Here is an 18,409-nt window from a genome sequence, read left to right as displayed (position 1 = left end):
GTCGGTGATGACTTTGGCATTTGCGGCGACTTGGCGGAAGCGGAGTTGTTCGCGGTCTTGTTGGATGGTGGTTTCGCCGCGTCGGGCGTAATCGGTGTTTACCATTTGGTAAAGATTCTGGAAGTAGTCGGCGAACAGTTGGGGGTCGGTGGCTAGGCGGTCGGTGGCTTGTGGGCCTTGGCCAAGGGAACTGAGGGTGATGGCGGTCTGGTCTGCGGCGGCTTGGTAAACGCCTTTGGGTAGCTTGTGGTCGGCCGGGCGAAAAACGTGCATGTGGCCTCGAATCGGATTCCCCGCCGAGTCCTTAAGCCGACCCTCGCGGTTGCAGCGACCGGCGACTTGCACGATGGAATCGAGCGGCCCCAGAGCGCGCCACACGACGGGGAAATCCACATCCACGCCAGCCTCGATGAGCTGCGTGGAAATGACGCGGCAGGGCAGACCTTTTCTCAACCGCAGGCGGATAAGCCGAATCAGGGCAAGCCGGTGGCGCGGGCACATGGCGGCGGAAAGGTGGATGGGCGGCGGATCGTTGGGGCGTTGGCGGCGCAGTTCTTCCCAGAGTTCTTTCGCGTGGCGCGTCAGGTTGACGACGCAGAGGACTTGCGGGTGTGTGGCGAGGCGTTGGGCGAGGGTGGGCCAATCGAGCGCTTCGCCGTCGGCAGGCAGGTGATAGTCCACGCGGCGCAGTTGCCGGAAAAGTTCCGGCGGATCGGGGGCAATTTCCCGCAGTTCGTGTGGCTCGAAAAAGTCCTTCGGCAGCGAGCCGGCGCGGCGGAATGCGGGTTGGGTGGCGGAGCAGAAGAGGAAGGTTACGCCGTAGTGGCGTTGGAGTTCGCGGAAGACATTGAAGCAGGGGGCGAGTAGGTGTGGGGGGAGGGTCTGCACTTCGTCGAGGATGACGACTGAGCGGGGGATGCGGTGGAGTTTGCGGCAGCGTGAGGGTGAGGCGGCGAAGAGGGATTCGAGGAATTGGACTGAGGTGGTGACGATGATGGGGGCGTCCCAGTTTTCTGAGGCTAGATCGAGGTGGTGTTTTTCTTCTTGGTTGGGGTTGGTGGGTGGGCTGACGTTGGAGTGGTGTTCTAATACTACGTCGTGGCCGAGGATGCGGCGGTATTCGGCGGCGTTTTGTTCGATGATGGAGAGGTATGGGATGACGACGATGACGCGGCGCAGGTTGTGCGCCTTGGCGTGGGCCAGGGCGAAGGCCATTGAGGAGAGGGTTTTGCCGCCGCCGGTCGGAACAGTAAGCGAGAAAAAGCCCGGTGGCTGCGCGGCGCGCTCGAGGCAAGCGTCGAAGATGCGGTTGCGGAGAGCTGTGAGAGGGCTGTGGAGGTTTGCGTTGGTTTTGCGTTGGCGTTCTGCTTCGATTGCGGCGAGGAGGCGGTCGGTTTCGAGCGACTTTTCTGGTGGTGGGGTATTTGGCCAGGAGGCGGTGTCGAGGCGGTCGGCGTCTACTAGGCAGGAGAAGAGGAGGCGGGTGTAGAGATCGGTGGAGAGGGCGTTCGTCACCCAAGACGGAGGATTGGGGAGGGCTGGCAACGGGCCAAGTTCGGTTTGGAGCAGGTGTAGGAGCTCATTGGCTGTTGCGAGCGGGCGCAAGCGGTGGGTCTCGACAAGTTGCTGCAGGTCGCCGCAGTCGTGCAGACCGGCGTGGTGGCCTGCGACGGCGAAGGCTGTGCCGGCGAGTTTGTTGTCTGTTGTGGCACGCTTGAAGGCCCAGGCAGCGCCGAAAATTGCGTGTTGGGTTTCAAGAGTGCTGCGGCGTTGGCCCCGGAGCATTTGTTGAAATTCGGGGCGGTATTTTCCCAAATCGTGTAGGAGGCCGGCGAGTTCAGCCTCGGCGGCCAGACCTAGAGGCTCGGCGAAGCGCTTGGCCAGGGTCGCTACTGCGCGCAAGTGGCGGTCGAGCGGCTGCCATTTTCCTGACTCTTCGGGAAGTGGGTTGCCGTGTGCGTCTTCGGCGGTGTGGGCGTAGTGGGTCATTGGTTGAAGTTCTAATTATATATGCAATTTCAGCCGGGAATATGGACAATTTTTTTGAGGGAAAATTGAGATTTTTTTTGAGGAGGTGGTGAGAGGAGGAAGGGAAAGAGTTTGTTTTTTTGTGGTGCGGGGGATTAGGCGGGATTCGAGGAGAAAGAGGGTGTGAGGGAGTGGCGGTATGGAGTTGAGCTGAAAAAAAAAGGGAGGGGATGGGGTGGTGTGGCGCGGAGGCTAGCTAGGGGCGCGGAGTGGCGAGGGCGGTCTGGAGGGTGTCGGCGAGGCGGCGGTAGTCTGCTTGAGCGGGGGCTAGGCGAAGGGCGATCTGGGCTTGGGCGAGGGCTTCGGGGAGGCGGCCGAGGCGTTGGTAGGTGAGGGCGAGGTAGTAGCGGGCGAGGTGGTCGTTGGGGAGGCGGCGGAGGCCGGTGAGGAGGTGGCGTTCGGCGAGGGGGAGGAGGTCGGGTTGGTTTTTTTCGAGGTAGGCGCGGGCGAGGTTGAAGTGGGCGAAGGTGAAGTGGGGGTCGAGGGCGAGGGCGCGTTGGGCGGCGGCGATGGCGTCGTCGTAGCGGCGCAGGCCGATGTAGGAGAGGGCGAGGTTGTTGTGGGTGTCGGGGATGGTGTCGCGGATGGAGATGGAGGTGAGGAGGTGCTCGGCGGCTTCTTGGTAGCGGGCTTGGTAGTTGAGGGCGACGCCGAGGTTGTTGTGGGCGTCGTGGTAGCGGGGGTAGTGTTGGATAGAGAGGCGGAGGTGGCGTTCGGCGAGGGTGGGTTGCATTTGGTCGAGGTAGTGCATGCCGAGGTTGTTGTGGGCCATCCATGAGTGGGGGTTGAGGCGGAGGGCGTGGGTGCAGAGGGCGTATTCGTTGCGCCAGTGTTGGAGTTGGGCGTGTGAGCGGAGGGTGAGGAGGGCGAGGGCGACAAGGCTGAGGGGGAGGGTGACGCGTGGGAAACGGTAGGCGAGGAGGGAAAGGGCAAGGGCGGGGCCGAGGAGGGCGATGGTGGCGTAGCGGTCGGAGACGGTGCTCATGCGTTGGGAGAAGAAGGGGATGAGGCCTGAGACGGAGAGGAAGCCGAGGTAGAAGAGGAGGAGGGGGAGGAGAAAGAGGAGGCGCTGGCGTGGGATGGTGGCGAGGATGAGGAGGAGGAGTGAGGGGAGGGCGTGGAGCCAGGGGTGGGGTTGGGAGAGGAGCCATTGGGGTGTGCGGCCGTAGTCGAAGCAGAGGTGGATGGGGAGGAGGAGTTTTTGGAGGTAGAAGCTGAGGGCGTCGGCGGCGATGAGGGGGCGGGTCCAGATGGGGGGGATGTAGAGGAGGCGTTCGTGGGGTTGGAGTTGGCGTGCGATGATGATGAAGGTGAGGGCGAGTAGGAGCCAGGGGATGAGGGGGAGGAGGACGTGGATGGGGCGGCGGGTGCGGTAGAGGAGGAGGTCGATTAGGGCGGTTATGGGGATGATGACGATGGCGTGGACTTTTGAGGATAGGGCGAGGAGGAGGGTGAGGGTGGCGAGGAGGTAGGTTTTGGAGCGGAGGATGGCGGCGGTGGCGGTTGTGGGGGAGTGGGTGTGGGTGGAGGGGTGGTGGAGGGTTTTGAGGTAGAGGTGGAGGGTGGTGAAGGCGAGGGCGGTGGCGAGGAGGTCTTTGGTGGCGGAGCACCAGGCGACGGGTTCGACTTGGAGGGGGTGGATGGCGTAGAGGAGGGCGCCGAGGAGGGGGGGAAGGTGTGGTGAAGGGATGAGGGATGTGGCGGTGGTGGGTGGGGGTTGAGAGGGGGGATTGAGGATTTTGATATGGTGGAGGCGGGCGAGGAGGGTATGGAGGAGGTGCCAGACGAGGAGGGTGGAGATGAGGTGGATGAGGACGTTGGTGAGGTGGAATGGGGCGGGGTGGAGAGCGCCGAAGAGGGTGTAGGAGAGGGCGGCTGTGAGTGACCAGATGGTGAGGGTGAAGGGCATGTAGAGGTCGCTGTGGATGGTGAACCAGGCGGAGAGGGCGTTGGAGAGGGATGGGGGGGAGAGTAGGGGGTTTTTGAGGATGGTGCCTCGGGCGTCGTCCCAGAGGAATTGGAAGGTGGCGGTCTGGATGAAGAGGACGGTGGGAAGGGCGATGAGGAGGATGAGGGCGAGGGAGGCGGTATTTTTTCGAGGGGTGTGAGGTTGCGGTCGGGGCGGGGATTTGCGTTTCACGGTAGTGGGAGCGGATGGGTGAGAGGGTGGGGGATGTGTATGCCAGAGTTTGTGTTGAAATGGGAGTTTTTTGTTTTGCGGATGGATGGGGGAGAGGTAGTGTGGAGGGGATGAGAAAGGGGTTGTTGGTTTTTGGATTGGTGGGGTTGGGGTGGATTGGTTTTTGGGTGTGGTGGAAGTATTTTAGTGTGTATGGGGATGGGGGGGCGCGGGTGTTGGATCGGTATAAGGGGGTGGCGGTGTATGATAATGGGGAGGATTATGTGCGGAGTTGGGGGCGGCATTATGCGTGGTGTGGGTATTACTATGGGCAGAAGTGGCAGTGCGTGGAGTTTGTGAAGCGGTTTTTTTATCAGGCGAAGGGGCATCGGATGCCTGAGGTAATGGGGCATGCGATTGATTTTTGGGATGAGGAGGTGGAGGATGGGGGGATGAATGAGGCGCGCGGTCTGCGACAGTATCGGAATGGGGGGGCGGTGGCGCCGGCTGCAGATGATTTATTGGTGGTGGCGTGGACGCGGTATGGGCATGTGGCGGTGATCAGTGAGGTGAATAGGGGGGCGGGGTATGTGGAGGTGGTGCAGCAGAATGTGCGAGGGCGGACAAGGGAGCGGTGGGCGTATAGGGTGGAGGCGGGGCAGCATTGGGTGGGGGAGGAGGGGGAGGTGGTGGGGTGGATGAGGAAGGAGGATTATCGGGAGGGGGAGAGGGGTGATGGGGGATGGGGAGGAGGACGCGTGGTGCGAGGAGGGGGTGAGTGAGGATGGGGGAGCGTAGGCGATTTCGGTGGATTGTGGGGTTGGGGAATCCTGGGGAGCGGTATGTGGGGACGCGGCATAATGTGGGGTTTATGGTGGTGGATGAGTTGGTGAAGCGGAGGGGGCTGAGTTGGAGGTTGGAGAGGGAGTGGGAGGCGGAGGTGGCGGAGGGGCGTGGGGAGGATGGTGAGCGGTATTGGGTGATGAAGCCGATGACGTGGATGAATCGGAGTGGGGAGGCGGTGAGGAGAGCGTTGGCTTGGGAGAGGGGGAGGGTGGAGGAGGTGTTGGTGGTGGTGGATGATGTGGCGTTGCCTTTGGGGAGGGTGCGGGTGCGAGGAGGTGGGGGGAGTGGTGGGCATAATGGATTGCGCTCGATTGAGGAGTCGCTTGGAGGGAGGGATTATGCGCGAGTGCGGTGTGGGGTGGGTGGGGCTATGGAGCCGGGGATGACGCTTGAGGAGTATGTGTTGGGGCGTTTTAGGCGGGATGAGGAGGGGAGGATGCGGGAGATGGTGGAGCGGGCGGTGGATGCAGTTTGTTGTTGCCAACGTGAGGGATTGTCGCTAGCTATGCAATTCTTTAATAGAAGAATGGAGATGAGTTGACCTATGAAGAGACGTTATCAGGGGATATTTATTTTGGATTTGAAAGATAGGGAGGATGATCTGAAGGGGGTCATAGAGGGTTTGGAGAAGGAGATTGTGGGGGGAGGAGGCGAGATAGTGGGGACGCAGAAGATGGATCGTCGGAAGTTTGCGCGCGGAGATCATGATATAGATAGTGGTTATTATGTGAGTATACAGTTTTTGATGGAGCCTGAGAACTTGAAGGGGGTGCAACAACGGTTGCGTTTTAATGAGCATGTATTTCGGCAGGTTTATTTTAGAGAGGAGAAGCCCAAGGACTATGGACGTGTGGTCGGGGCTGGGACAGCTGCGGCGGCGGATGCGGAACAAGTGGAGGTGGATTAAGAGAAGAGAGGATTTTGGGAGAGTGGGTTATGGCTGATTTGAATAAGGTAATGCTGATAGGAAATCTGACGCGTGATCCTGAGGTGCGTTACACGCCTAAGGGGGTGGCTGTAGCGGATATGGGTTTGGCGATAAATAGCACTTATCGTGCACAAGACGGGCAGATCAGAGATGAGGTATGCTATGTGGACGTCGTGGCGTGGGGGCGGCAGGCGGAGACATGTAAGGAGTATTTGACTAAGGGGTCGCCGATATTTGTCGAAGGGCGTTTGCAATATGAGCAGTGGGAGACTAAGGATGGGGAAAAGCGGAATCGAATCCGGGTGCGAGCGGAACGGGTGCAGTTTTTGGGACGAGGTGGGGGACGATCGAGTGGTGCAGAATCGCAAGAAAAACGAGGCGGGGGACAGGCTTCGGATGGATCTTTGGAGCGAAAGTCAGCGGGATCAGATGATGCGGCTATGGCCGATATTCCTGAGGATGATATACCGTTTTAAGTTCAAAAAGCAGGAAGAAAGGAGTTCGAAATATGGACGTAGAAGTGATATTAAAAACGAAAGTGCCGGCCTTGGGTGCGGAGGCAGATTTAGTTTCTGTGCGTCCGGGTTATGCTAGGAATTATCTCATTCCGCGGGGGTATGCGGTGTTGGCGACTGCAGCATCGAAGCAACAGCTTGAGCAGCTTAAGAAGAAGCGGGCGGAGAGGGAGGCACAGGAATTAAATGAGGCGCAGGAATTGGCGCAGAGATTAAGTCGAGTGAAGCTGACTTTTACATTAACGGGAGCAGCGGGGCAGGAGAAAGTTTTTGGATCGGTAACGACGCAGGATATTGCACAAAAGCTGAAGGAGGAGGGTTTTGAGATTGACCGCAAGAAGATTCAGCTTCCGAGGGCTATCAAAGACTCTGGGGATCATGAAGTGGCTATACAGCTTCATCCGGAGGTGGTAGCAAAGGTTCGAGTTGCTGTAGAAGTGCCTCAGAGCGGTGACAAGAAGAGTGATAAAAAAGCTAAGCCCAAGAAAACAGCGGATGGAAACAAAAAATGAGGCTAGCAGAGATTTAATTAGACTTTACAAACTTGATTGAACAAGCAGAGTGCCGTAGGTCTTGATTTAACAGAAATGAATAACCGTTACTTTTTAGATGCACTTAGTGTAATGTGCCGCTTGATGTGGTTATGCCTGTGTGGGGTTTTCTTTTTGATACAAGAGGTGTGCGGAGAAGGGACCTTGGCACAATCCAATGATCCTGCAGCAGGTCTGCCTCAGACTCCTGCAATGCCAAGTCGCGACATCGATGAACATAGTGGTGAGGATGAAGTGGGATATACGGACAGGGGAGCAGAAGTTTTCGATGATAAAAGCGAACAGGAATCAACAAAGGAAGTGCCTACGCCAATTGTTCGTGAAATAGAAATTCTTTATGTGGGGCCCAAGTCTGTAAATAAGAACGTCATCCTTTCAAACATGCGAACGACAGTAGGCCAACCTTATACAGTAGCAGGTGTGGATGAAGATATACGAAATTTGTATGCTACAGGATTATTCACTAATCTGAGGATTTCTGACGAGCCTTATAAGGATGGCGTTAAGGTGATTGTTGTGGTCCAACCCAAGCCATTGATCAAGGATATAATTATTACTGGATATAAAGCGATAAATGAGGCACGTCTACGCAAGGAAATCAAATCAAAGGTTGGGGCACCATTGGATGAACGCCAAGTTGCCACTGACGCCGACAAGATAAAAGAACTATATCTTGATAGAGGGTATAGCCAGGTCCAAGTCACATACAAGACGGACGTAAATGAGGAGTTTGGGCGCGCGACTGTGACGTTTAATATATCAGAAAGCACTAAGGCTTATGTGACTAAAATTAAATTCGAAGGAAATGCGTCTATTAAAGATAAAGAATTAAAAAAGCAAATGAAGACTAAGGAGAAGAATTGGCTTTGGTTCATCAATAAATCTGGTCGATATAAAGATGACCAAATCAATGAGGATTTGCGAGCTATAAGGGATTATTATCAAGGGAAAGGATTTATAGACATGAGTATTACCGATTTTCAAACCCTCACCGTTAAAGAAAACGAAATGCACTTGCTCATTACTATAAATGAAGGGAAGCAATATAGAGTAGGGACAATAGAATATCGAGGGAATGAAATATACTCAACAGAGCAGATCAAAGCTAAAACTAAGATGATTGAAAATGAAATTTATTCACCGCAAGCACTCCAAGCTGATATAGAAGCCATCCAGGATCTATATGGGCAAAAGGGGTATATAGATGTCGATATATTTCCAGAGCGCTCGGCGAATTATGAAGCAGCTACAGTTGATATAGTTTATAATATCAGTGAGGGTGTCCAATCAACGGTTGATCGAATTATCATTCAGGGAAATAACCGCACCAAGGACAAGGTGATTCGCCGTGAACTTGCAATAGCTCCTGGCGATATATACGACAGCACAAGTGTCAAAGCAAGCAAAGCGCGTTTAGAGAACTTAGGTTATTTTGAGAAAGTTGATATTGCTCCGCAAGAAACCCAGGTCCCGAACAGAAAGAATATCTTAATCACAGTCCAGGAAAAACGCACAGGAAGCATATCATTTGGTGCGGGCTTCAGTTCAGTAGACAGCCTCGTTGGATTCATCGAATTGTCCCAGGGTAATTTCGACATAGGAAAGTGGCCAAGTTTCACAGGTGCAGGGCAAAAGTTTAGAACGCGTATCCAATATGGTCTAAAACGTCGCGATTTTCTGCTTTCCTTTACGGAACCTTGGTTTTTAGACCAAAGGCTTGCTTTTGGCTTTGATCTTTTCGCTCGGGAATCAAGCTATCTTAGCACTCTTTATAATGAAAGAAGGGTAGGAGGTGCCATCCGGGTGGCTCGCGCCCTTAATGACTACTGGACAGCGAGCTTACGATATCAGCTCGAGAATATAGAAATGTTTGATTTTAGCACATCTGCTTCCCCTGAGCTTTTAAGAGAGAGAGGAGGTCGATCTAAAAGTAGTTTGACAGCCATGCTTTCTTACGACACCCGCGACAATGTTTTCCTCACGCGGAAGGGAGAAAGAATAGATTTTACAGCGGAAATAGCCGGAGGCCCTGTCCTAATGGGGCAAACGAATATCTACCGCTTCCAAATCGATGCACAAAAATTTTGGTCTCTTCCTTACGATTTGATCCTCTCATTTAATCTCTCAACAGGGGTAGTAAATCGTTATGATGATTCGGAGTTTGTGCCGATATATGACCGATTCTTCATAGGTGGTTCTCGTTCAATCCGCGGATTTGACAATCGAGATGTAGGTCCTCGCGATTCCCTCAATGAGCCGATTGGAGGTCGAACATTCGGTTTTGTTAATCTTGAACTTACAGTCCCGATCATAGATCGTGTGCGAGGAGCTGTATTCATTGACGCGGGATTTGTTGATCCGCGGTTTGCTCATTATGGCGATATGTTTGATCTCTTCAATGCATCCGTTGGATTCGGTATCCGCTTAAATCTACCGATAGGCCCGTTGCGTTTTGATTTTGGTATCCCCATCAAATCGGATGAATACAACGACTCAGATGGTAAATTCCATTTCGATGTAGGATACCAATTCTAAACCTAAAATCGTATTCTTATCTAAACCTTAAAAATTCTAACAAATATGAAAAAAACACTACTCTCCCTCCTCACATACCTCGTTCCACTAGTAGCGATGCAGGCTCAATCTCTCAACATCGCGGTCGTCGACCTGCAGAAAGTATTCACTGAATACTACAAGACGCAAGAGACGCAAGGACTCCTCAACGACCGTCTAAACCAATTTCAAAAAGAACTCCAGGAAATGCAAACAGACTTCCAAAAACTGGTGGACGAAACGCAAAAACTTCGAGATCAAGTCACTGATCAAGCCCTCACCGAAGCGGCCCGCAAAGAAAGGCAGAAAGCATTTGAGGCTAAAATCAAACAAGTGCAAGACATGGAGCGCCGCATCCAAGAATTCCGCACCACTCGAGGACGGCAGTTTGAAGAACAAAGCACCCGCATGCGCCAAGGTATCATAGACGAGATCACAAAAGTAGTCGAAAAATACGGTAGGGATAACAAATATAATCTGATATTCGATATTTCAGCGAAAGGTATTTCAGGCACACTCACTCTGCTATATTCTGAGGGACAGAAAGATATCACCCAGGATATAATCAAAATCCTGAATGCAAACAAACCTCCCGCGGCGTCCAATAATAAACAATAACCTAGCGGATCGATAACACGCCAATAAGACTAACCAAGAGCAACTCAATTTGTAGTGCAGCGACCCATGCCAAAAGAATATTCTGCTAGGGAGTTAGCAGATATTTTGGGTGGCACGCTCACAGGTAATCCCGAAATCAAAGTTCAACGCATTAGTGACCTGCGGTTCGCAGATGCGAATTCTGTCGTCTTTCTCGGGCATCAACGCTATGAGCCTCTTGCCCAAAAAACGAAAGCGGCCGTAATATTGCTGCCCCCCGATTATCCGCACAACTATGCCCAAGCACAAATTCGCGTCGCCGATCCTTATCAAGCTTTTACGCAGGTCGCCGCGCTTTTCATGCCCCCTCCTAGACGTCATCCCACACCAGGTGTTCATCCGACGGCAATAGTTGCCCCCTCAGCACAGATTCATTCCACAGCCAGCATTGGTGCTTACGTGATCATCGAGGAAAATGTGGTCATTGGTGAAGATACAATTATTGAGCCTCACGTCTATATTGGCGAAGGGAGTCATATAGGAAAACAAACACACATCTATCCACAAGTCGTCATTCGTGAATACACGCAGATCGGCGATCGCGTCATTGTTCATAGCGGAGCTGTGATTGGCGCGGATGGCTTCGGATATGAATTCGCAGAGGGTCGACACAAAAAAATACCGCAAAACGGCTACGTTCAGATAGACGATGACGTTGAAATCGGCGCTAATACCACGATAGACCGTGGCCGTTTCGATCGCACTTGGATTCAGGAAGGCGTCAAAATAGACAACCTTGTCCAAATTGCGCACAACGTCATCATCGGCGCTCATAGTATCATCGTTGCACAAGCTGGCATCTCTGGTAGCACCGTCCTCGGCCGCTATGTGACAATCGCCGGACAAGCTGGTATTGCGGGACACCTTGAAATCGGCGACCAAGCCACGATCACCGCCCAGTCCGGTGTCGCGAAAAACGTTCCTCCTCGTGCGACCCTTGCCGGCCGACATGCACTACCTTTGAGAGAAAGCCTCAAAGTCGAAGCAGCCATGCGCAAGCTTCCCGAGATCTTGCAAAAGATTCGCTCACTTGAAAAACGTCTCGCTGAGCTTAAGCTGCATACATGAAAACCTCGATCCGATTTCTCCTCGCATCCATCTTGATTGGTATAACGATTATCGGAGGAGGATATTGGATCATTCAGCGATTGTGGCAGCGCACTCGTGACATTGCCACGCAACAAGCGCAAGCCTTTATTTCAGCGGGGGAGCGAGCTGCAGCGCGGGCTAAGAGACTCCTCACCGACTTTTTTCAAGTCACCCCCGCTCTTATTGTCAATCACAAAGAAGAGCCCTTTAACTCTCCGCGCAGCATCGCAGAGTTTTCTGTAGTCGATCGAATTAACGAAGCCACCCATTCTTGGGAACACACCTGGATGGGAAGCACCAAGCGCATTACAGTCTCAGGGCTCTACAATGCCAAGTATGGATTTGATCTCACTGAGCCATTTCTCATCGAGTATAACGAAACCGACGAAAGCCTATCTGCCGCGATGCCACCGGCTAAGCTGCTCTCCGTAGAAATAATTGGAGAGCTCACATTCAAATCTGATAGCGGCATAATCAATTGGGTAAACGATGAAGACCGCCAAAATGCAATCAATGGCTTTCTCGCCCGGATCCGAGAGCAAGCAGAGGCGAATACAGAGTTGAAGCGTATGGCCGAAGAACAAGTCATTCTTCGACTCCGAGAACTCGCTCAAATGAATGGCCAAAAAATAGACTTTAAAATTAAGCAAACGGACAAAGGGTCGTAGCACAGCCCGCCATCTTATGTCATCACACGCCGTAGCGGTGACACTCGATGCGATCGTCATCGTGGTCTACTTTTTGACCATCGTCGGAATCGGTCTTTGGGCGGGAAGAAAAAACAGCAAACTCACTGACTTCACTGTTGGCGGTCGAAGTATTCCATGGTGGGCCGTATTAGCTTCTATTATTGCGGCAGAAACGAGCGCTGCGACTTTTTTGGGCACGCCTGCTGAAGGGTTCAAAACACGTGGTTACCTCTACGGGCAGCTTGTTATCGGCACCGTCTTAGCGCGCTTTATCATCGCATGGCTTTTTATCGAACCATACTACCGTTATCGTGTGCAAAGCATCTATGAGTTTCTACAGCTACGTTTTGGTCCTCGCACACGAGATATGGCTGCTGCGATATTTCTTCTTACGCGGGTTCTAGGCATCGGCGTCCGCCTTTATCTCGGAGGAGTAATTTTTGTTGTAGTTTGGCGTTTCTTGTTTCCTAATGCTGCGGTCACTCTTGAAACATATTTTTGGGGGATAGTTTTCGTCACTGCAGTGACTACGCTTTACACTGCTGTTGGCGGAATCAAGGCCGTTGTATGGACGGATTTGATTCAAGCCTGTCTCATGATCGGTTCAGTGATTTTCGCTTTGGTCGCGATTTTTTTAGCGATTCCTGGCGGATGGGAGACGATACAGACTCAACTTGCAGCCAGCGGTGGGGTGCCAGTCTTCACATGGGGGTGGGACAGCAGTCGTCCCTTTGGCGAAGCCCTAAAACACATGCTGGAGCAGCCCTACACACTTTTTGCAGCTTTAATTGCTTCGACATTTTTCACTATGGCTACGCACGGCACGGATCAGGATATGGTGCAGCGGATGCTTACGGCGAAAGATCACATACGCTCTCGGCTTTCTTTGGTTTTAAGTGGCCTGGCGGACATCCCAATCGTTGTTTTATTTTTAAGCGTCGGTGTGCTGCTGTATGTCTTCTACGCAGTGCATCCTGAAAAAGTCTTGCCTGCAGCACAAAATGAAGTCTTTGCACACTATATCGTCAACGAAATGCCTACTATGATTCGTGGTCTTGTGATCGCTGGAGTGCTGGCGACAATGATGGGCTCGACATCGGCGGCTCTCAATGCGCTAGCAACAAGTTTTGTAAAAGATTTTTACGAGCCTTATTTTTCAAAAGGCAGCGATGATCGGCGGCTCATTTTTGCGGCACGCATAGCGACCGCTGTCTTTGGCATTTTGATGATCTTGGTTGCGACCTTAGCAGCCCAAGCAGTTTTGACGGATGCGACGCTGACGATCATTCCGATTGCTCTTGGTGTCATGGGTTATACATATGGATCGCTTTTAGCGGTTTTTTTGCTGGGTGTGGTAACCAAAGGTAGAGGACACGATGAATGGAATGTGTTATCGATGGTTGTCGGGATGTTTGCTGTGCTCGTATTGTGCAAAGTGCAGATTCCGCTTCCGCCTGAGCTTTTTGGTCTCCGGATGACGCTGGAGGAGATCAAGCTTTATTGGAATTTCGGGCTTATGTTGCCTGAATGGTGGCCGGCAATTGCTTGGCCGTGGTATGTATTTGTGGGATGTCTTGTGACGATGGCAGTAGGCGTCTTACGCAGGACGCCTGATGCAGTGCTCACTCAATTGAAGGCTCATGCGCCGCAGAGGGATTAGTTTGAAGAGCGAGGAGGGATGGCGGAGACGTAGCGGTTGAGGAGGTTGATTTCTTCGATTTTGAGTTGCTTTTCGTCGATTTGAGAGCGAGTCAATCGAGCAGCCACTTGATCGCCGGATGCGGCTTCGAGGCAGGCTTTGACGACGAGCCAACGCGGCTGTGCAATAGACCAGTTAATTTCTACTGCGGTCAACAAACGGTAGCCATCCTGTGCTTTACCATCAAAGAGGAGTGCGAGGGCTGCTAGGCAGCGGTGAACGATTGAAGTCGGATTTTCGTTGAAAGCTTGTAGGATACGGGGGATGACGAGGTGACGGTCAATGTTGAGCATTAAGTAACAGTAATCGAGTTGAAGGTTATAACTTGAATCATTTTTAAAATAGGGCTCAGCACGTTGTAAGATACGTAGCCAATCTTCAAAGCTATGATTGCGATCACCAAGCGCGATCAAGTGGAGATGCGCTTCGCGGGCAAACATTGGATGCGCAGTGAGGCGGTTGAAAAGAGTGGTGGCGTAAAGATACTCTTGTAAATCGAGAGCTGCCATGGCGATAGTCCTCAGATAGGCAGGCTCACGAGGAAGATGGCGCATGAGATCTTCCCAAGCATCTCGGTATTGAAGGGGCGTGCCCTTGTAACGCATGTAGTAAACGGTGTGAAGGAGGCGTTGCCAGTGGTCTAAGATGTCGCTCTCTTCTTCGAGAGTTTTAAGGAGAGTATCCCACATGCCTGCACGTTGAAGAACGGATAGGTGGAGATTCATGAGGAGGTTGTCGTTTTTAGCGATCTCCTTTGGCACAAGCTCGAGTGCTACGTCGTAGAGTTTGTTGTCTAGTAGCCAATCTAAAATAGCGGCTAGAGAGCCGGAGTTGCGTTTGGCGAGGTGTTGAACTTCGGAGATGAGTTGCTCGGGTGTGCGGAGTTTGAGGCGGGTGAGGAGTTGTAGGGCGCGAACATTGTCCGTAGGTGTGGCGAGAGGATTTAGGCGAAGGATCCGCGAGACTTCTTCAGCTTCTTCGGGGGCGAGATAGTTGAGATGAGAGAAGGTGCGTGCGGCTTCGATGCGGATTTTGTTCGAAGTCTGGGGGTCTTCAATTAGGCGTTTGAGGATTTGTGCGCCTTCCTCTTGGTGTGTGGGGTTTTTATCGGTGAGCAGAAGTTGAGCAAGCGTCAACGCTCCAGGGCTCAATTCATTTGGATAATTTTTCTGGGTGGATCGGGCTACTTGGATGGCGTCTGCAATTTTTCCTTGCTCGAGGAGAAGCCAGGATTGGATTTCCAAGATGTGCGGGGGAACAGGATTTTTCTTAAGGTGAGGTTCAAGCCATTTAATCAAGGTAGCATGGTCGCGCTGCTTGAGCAAAAGCTCGGCATAGATTTTGTGATCATCAGGCGTAGATTGAGGCATGGCGACAAGGCGAGAGAGGAAAGAGCGCGCTGCGTAGGGTTGCTGCACTTGTAGGAGTGCATCAGCCATAGCACGAAGCACTATTGGACTATTCGGAGCGAGGTTGTAAGCGGATCGGACTTTGAGGAAGTTTTCGTTGGCGACAAGATTGTTGGAATTGTTTACGATGGAGCGGACGAGATTTTCTGCACGTCTGACTTTTAACCAGTTGTATAGATAGGGTGTGATGCCGATTAGTAACCCGCCGAGTAGCAGGATAAAGATAAAGCGTTTACTCCTTGAACGTTTTTTCTCTGGAGTTGAGGTGGGTTGCTGGCTGTCTTGAGGATAAGAAACAGGAGGGGATGCCGAGATTTGTGGGATGAATTTGTCAGGGTCTGCTGACTGTGTCATCGGGGTTAGGTTAGAATTTAAAAAATTTTTTGAAAGGGTGGATTTGCGAACCACGCAAGGTATGTAAGAATAAGGAAGCTATGAAAAGAGTAATATCAATACTGTTGGCACTGGTTAGTATAATCTTTTTTAACAATGAAGGAGCTGTGAGCTCTGTGAAAGTTGGCGACAAGGCTCCTGAATTTACGTTGCCTAGTGCAGCTGGAGATGAAGTCAAACTGGCCGATTACAGTGGTAAATTCGTGGTGCTGGAGTGGGTGAATTATCAATGTCCGTTTGTGAAGAAGCATTATGTGAATGGGGACATGCAAAAGCTGCAGAGAGAGTTCACGGAAAAGGGGGTGATATGGCTTTCAATTTGTTCATCGGCACCTGGTAAGCAAGGGCATTTCCCCCGCGAGAAGGTGGCTGAAGAAGTTTCCCGACAAAAGGCTGTGCCCACCGCATATCTTATCGATGAAGAAGGAACAGTTGGGCGCGCTTATGGTGCAAAGACAACGCCACATCTATTCATTATCAGTCCTGAGGGAAAAGTTATTTATGCTGGAGCGATAGACAGCATTCGTTCAGTAGATCCCCAAGACGTGCCCAAGGCTACTAATTACGTTCGAGAGGCTTTGCAGGCAGCGCTAGAAGGCAAGGAAGTTAAGATCCCTAGCACAACTCCGTATGGTTGCTCGGTAAAATATGCCAACTGACTGGCGCAAATTTTTTTGATCTTTGAGGATTTAGTTACTGGCTAGTGCTCGTTGGCTGGTTGATATACTTTTCGTCGCGCGTTTTTGTTGCTGTTTTTCTTTGATCCATGCAGTGTATTCTTCGGGAGTGACGACGTTCAACTTCGCTTGCATGTTGTAATGGCCTACTCCACAGAGCTGACTGCATGCGATAGTGAATCTACCTGTGGCAATCGGTCTAAAGTTTAGCCATGTAATTTTTCGTCCCGGGACCGTGTCCTGATAGAGTCGAAATTCTGGGACGTAAAAAGCGTGAATTACATCGCGTGACCGTAGGAGAATGTGAACGTGACGGTTTACTGGGATCGTCATTTCGTTATAGGTTACAAAGTCATCGTGACTTGCCGGGTCGCTCTGGTCAATGCCTAGTTTGTTTTCGTCTGTGTAGAGATGATCGCCGCTATTACCTAGGATACCGTCCTCTCCTGGGTAGCGGATATGCCAACCGTATTGTTCCGCTACAATCTCGAGTCGCAAAGTGTCTTCAGGCATGTTGGCTGTATTTTGCAGTTTCCGCCATGCGTCGTTGCTCCATATCCAAAGGCCTATGAAGATCAGTGCGGGAACGGTTGTCCATACGATTTCAAGGGTGTTATTCCCGTGAGAATAGACTGCAGGGACTCCGGGGCGACGTTGATAACGGAACAAACAATAAATCAATGTGCCCATGACTAAAATAAACACGGTGGTCGTCAGTCCAAATATGAACATCAATAATGCGTCCACTTCCTTGCCTCCCTCTGTAACATTGGGGGGTGACCACCAAAGATTGCTATCACGCAATGCCGCTTCAGTGGAGACGCAAAAAGCGGAAAGATAAATCGCTGTGAGGATAGATCCCCAAGAAAAATATCGGGATGCTCGCGGAAGCCTGAAAATACTCATCGCTGCATAGATAGACGGTCATCCAAAGCCTTGTCAATCGCGTGATTTCTTCCGTAAAACAAAACGTTCAAAGGCTGAGAGAGTCTCTTCGCTCACATGATGTTCTATTCCCTCTGCATCTTTTCGTGCGATGACTGGAGGCACACCGATAGACTCAAGAAACCTCACTACCAACTCGTGACGGTTTTTGGCTTGTTGAGCAATTTTGCGGCCTTTTGTTGTGAGAAATATAGAGCGATAAGGCAGTGAGCTGACTAAGCCTTGTTTTTGCAAGCGTTGCACCATTCTGACTACAGTGGCGTGTGTAACTCCTAATGCGCGTGCAAGATCCGTGGCACGAGCTTCACCACGCTGTAATATGAGGTCTGCTATCGTTTCGAGATAATCTTGGGACCTTTCCTCAGCATGAGCAGCGCGAGTGTGGCGCAGATTTGCAGCCGACTCAGCTTCATGGAGTTTTGCTCTGCGCATAGCTAGAAAATTGCCTCAACTATAAGCTTTTTGACAAGGGCATATTCTGTAGCTGCTTGCCAAAAATGTAGCTTAAGCTACAATCAAATTACAAACTATGGTCGATGCTGAATCTACAGCTCCGACGCTCGAAATTCATAACCTCTCGGTCGCTTACAACAAAAAGCCTGTTCTTTATGGGGTGGATTTGGCCATACAACCTGGCTCTATAGTCGGCATAATTGGGCCAAACGGCGCTGGCAAATCTACGCTCTTCCGAGCAATTATTGGTCAACTGCGACCTCTTTCAGGATGGATAAAAATTTTTGGCCAGCCGTATCCTAAAGTTTGTCAACGTATCGGATATATTCCACAACGTGAATCCGTGGACTGGGATTTTCCAGTGAATGTGCTCGACGTGGTGCTTATGGGGCGTTACGGGAAACTCCGCCTGCTGCAGAGACCGCGGCCAGAGGATTATGCCGCTGCATATAAAGCCATACAACGTGTCGGATTAGAAGCCTTTACGCACCGTCAGATCGGAAAGTTGTCAGGCGGGCAACAGCAACGCGTCTTTATCGCACGCGCCTTAGTGCAGGAAAGTGATCTCTATCTTATGGATGAACCTTTCGCAGGCGTGGATGCAGCAACGGAGAGCGCTATCCTTGACGTCCTCCAAGAACTGAAGCGGCAAGGGAAGACCCTTCTCGTCGTTCACCATGATTTGGCTACTGCACGTTCTTATTTTGATCAGCTAGTGCTTCTGAATTCGCGCTTGATTGCTTACGGGAAAACGCAAGATGTTTTTACTCCTGAAAACCTTCAGAAGACTTACGGGGGACGCCTGACAATTCTGAGTGAGGTTTTAGAGGCCTTTTGAAAAGTAGCTATGGCGGTTTC

General features: G+C 51.7%; 17 protein-coding genes. 12 read left to right on the top strand and 5 right to left on the bottom strand.

What is annotated here, in order from left to right; all coding sequences use genetic code 11:
- Together cas3 and NZM04_00380 are read right to left on the bottom strand one after the other, a co-directional pair.
- Nucleotides 1–1,989: CRISPR-associated helicase Cas3' (gene cas3, locus NZM04_00385; protein MCS7062501.1), on the bottom strand; the 1,989-nt coding region annotated here is incomplete at its 3' end.
- 235 nt (nucleotides 1,990–2,224) lie between these two features.
- The gene (locus NZM04_00380; GenBank protein MCS7062500.1) at nucleotides 2,225–4,168 is read right to left on the bottom strand and encodes a tetratricopeptide repeat protein; all 1,944 of its coding nucleotides are present in this window, start codon (nucleotides 4,166–4,168) and stop codon (nucleotides 2,225–2,227) included.
- 14 nt (nucleotides 4,169–4,182) lie between these two features.
- On the opposite strand from NZM04_00380, the gene NZM04_00375 reads away from it, so the two are divergent.
- The 10 genes from NZM04_00375 to NZM04_00330 all read left to right on the top strand — a co-directional run bounded on the left by NZM04_00375 (nucleotide 4,183) and on the right by NZM04_00330 (nucleotide 13,635).
- A complete protein-coding gene (locus NZM04_00375) occupies nucleotides 4,183–4,929 on the top strand; it encodes a CHAP domain-containing protein (GenBank protein ID MCS7062499.1) in 747 nt (248 codons plus the stop codon).
- 2 nt (nucleotides 4,930–4,931) lie between these two features.
- The gene (pth, locus tag NZM04_00370; protein MCS7062498.1) at nucleotides 4,932–5,534 is read left to right on the top strand and encodes an aminoacyl-tRNA hydrolase; all 603 of its coding nucleotides are present in this window, start codon (nucleotides 4,932–4,934) and stop codon (nucleotides 5,532–5,534) included.
- 3 nt (nucleotides 5,535–5,537) lie between these two features.
- The gene (locus NZM04_00365) at nucleotides 5,538–5,900 is read left to right on the top strand and encodes a 30S ribosomal protein S6 (GenBank protein ID MCS7062497.1); all 363 of its coding nucleotides are present in this window, start codon (nucleotides 5,538–5,540) and stop codon (nucleotides 5,898–5,900) included.
- A gap of 29 nt (nucleotides 5,901–5,929) precedes the next feature.
- Nucleotides 5,930–6,397 carry a single-stranded DNA-binding protein gene (locus NZM04_00360; GenBank protein ID MCS7062496.1) on the top strand — a complete coding sequence of 156 codons (468 nt, stop codon included), beginning with the start codon at nucleotides 5,930–5,932 and terminating at the stop codon, nucleotides 6,395–6,397.
- 32 nt (nucleotides 6,398–6,429) lie between these two features.
- A complete protein-coding gene (gene rplI / locus NZM04_00355) occupies nucleotides 6,430–6,948 on the top strand; it encodes a 50S ribosomal protein L9 (GenBank protein MCS7062495.1) in 519 nt (172 codons plus the stop codon).
- A gap of 36 nt (nucleotides 6,949–6,984) precedes the next feature.
- A complete protein-coding gene (gene bamA, locus NZM04_00350) occupies nucleotides 6,985–9,522 on the top strand; it encodes an outer membrane protein assembly factor BamA (GenBank protein MCS7062494.1) in 2,538 nt (845 codons plus the stop codon).
- 45 nt (nucleotides 9,523–9,567) lie between these two features.
- On the top strand, nucleotides 9,568–10,158 hold the full coding sequence (locus NZM04_00345; protein ID MCS7062493.1) for an OmpH family outer membrane protein: 591 nt from the start codon (nucleotides 9,568–9,570) through the stop codon (nucleotides 10,156–10,158).
- A 66-nt stretch (nucleotides 10,159–10,224) separates the two neighbouring features.
- On the top strand, nucleotides 10,225–11,265 hold the full coding sequence (gene lpxD, locus NZM04_00340; GenBank protein MCS7062492.1) for a UDP-3-O-(3-hydroxymyristoyl)glucosamine N-acyltransferase: 1,041 nt from the start codon (nucleotides 10,225–10,227) through the stop codon (nucleotides 11,263–11,265).
- Nucleotides 11,262–11,954, top strand: coding sequence for a DUF4230 domain-containing protein (locus tag NZM04_00335; GenBank protein ID MCS7062491.1), 693 nt, complete (start codon nucleotides 11,262–11,264; stop codon nucleotides 11,952–11,954). Before lpxD ends, NZM04_00335 begins: the two co-directional genes overlap by 4 nt.
- 16 nt (nucleotides 11,955–11,970) lie before the next feature.
- On the top strand, nucleotides 11,971–13,635 hold the full coding sequence (locus tag NZM04_00330) for a sodium:solute symporter (GenBank protein ID MCS7062490.1): 1,665 nt from the start codon (nucleotides 11,971–11,973) through the stop codon (nucleotides 13,633–13,635).
- Here the strand turns inward: NZM04_00330 and NZM04_00325 are convergent.
- On the bottom strand, nucleotides 13,632–15,437 hold the full coding sequence (locus tag NZM04_00325) for a hypothetical protein (GenBank protein ID MCS7062489.1): 1,806 nt from the start codon (nucleotides 15,435–15,437) through the stop codon (nucleotides 13,632–13,634). The genes NZM04_00330 and NZM04_00325 overlap by 4 nt on opposite strands.
- Nucleotides 15,438–15,517: 80 nt before the next feature.
- On the opposite strand from NZM04_00325, the gene NZM04_00320 reads away from it, so the two are divergent.
- Nucleotides 15,518–16,135 (top strand): thioredoxin family protein, encoded by a 618-nt coding sequence (locus NZM04_00320; GenBank protein MCS7062488.1) that lies wholly within the window; start codon nucleotides 15,518–15,520, stop codon nucleotides 16,133–16,135.
- Nucleotides 16,136–16,165: 30 nt separating this feature from the next.
- On the opposite strand, the gene coxB is transcribed toward NZM04_00320, so the two are convergent.
- Both coxB and mntR read right to left on the bottom strand, forming a co-directional pair.
- A complete protein-coding gene (gene coxB, locus NZM04_00315) occupies nucleotides 16,166–17,059 on the bottom strand; it encodes a cytochrome c oxidase subunit II (GenBank protein MCS7062487.1) in 894 nt (297 codons plus the stop codon).
- 33 nt (nucleotides 17,060–17,092) lie between these two features.
- Entirely contained in the window at nucleotides 17,093–17,530 is a 438-nt protein-coding gene (gene mntR / locus NZM04_00310; protein MCS7062486.1) for a manganese-binding transcriptional regulator MntR, read from the bottom strand.
- A 97-nt stretch (nucleotides 17,531–17,627) separates the two neighbouring features.
- Between mntR and NZM04_00305 the strand changes: the two genes are divergently transcribed.
- On the top strand, nucleotides 17,628–18,389 hold the full coding sequence (locus tag NZM04_00305; protein ID MCS7062485.1) for a metal ABC transporter ATP-binding protein: 762 nt from the start codon (nucleotides 17,628–17,630) through the stop codon (nucleotides 18,387–18,389).
- Nucleotides 18,390–18,409: the final 20 nt, after the last annotated feature.

It is taken from the genome of Candidatus Methylacidiphilales bacterium (assembly GCA_025056655.1).
In the GTDB taxonomy this organism is placed as follows: domain Bacteria; phylum Verrucomicrobiota; class Verrucomicrobiia; order Methylacidiphilales; family JANWVL01; genus JANWVL01.
The sequence above is the reverse complement of the archived record's forward strand: the minus strand, read 5'-3'. Positions and strand labels throughout refer to the sequence as shown.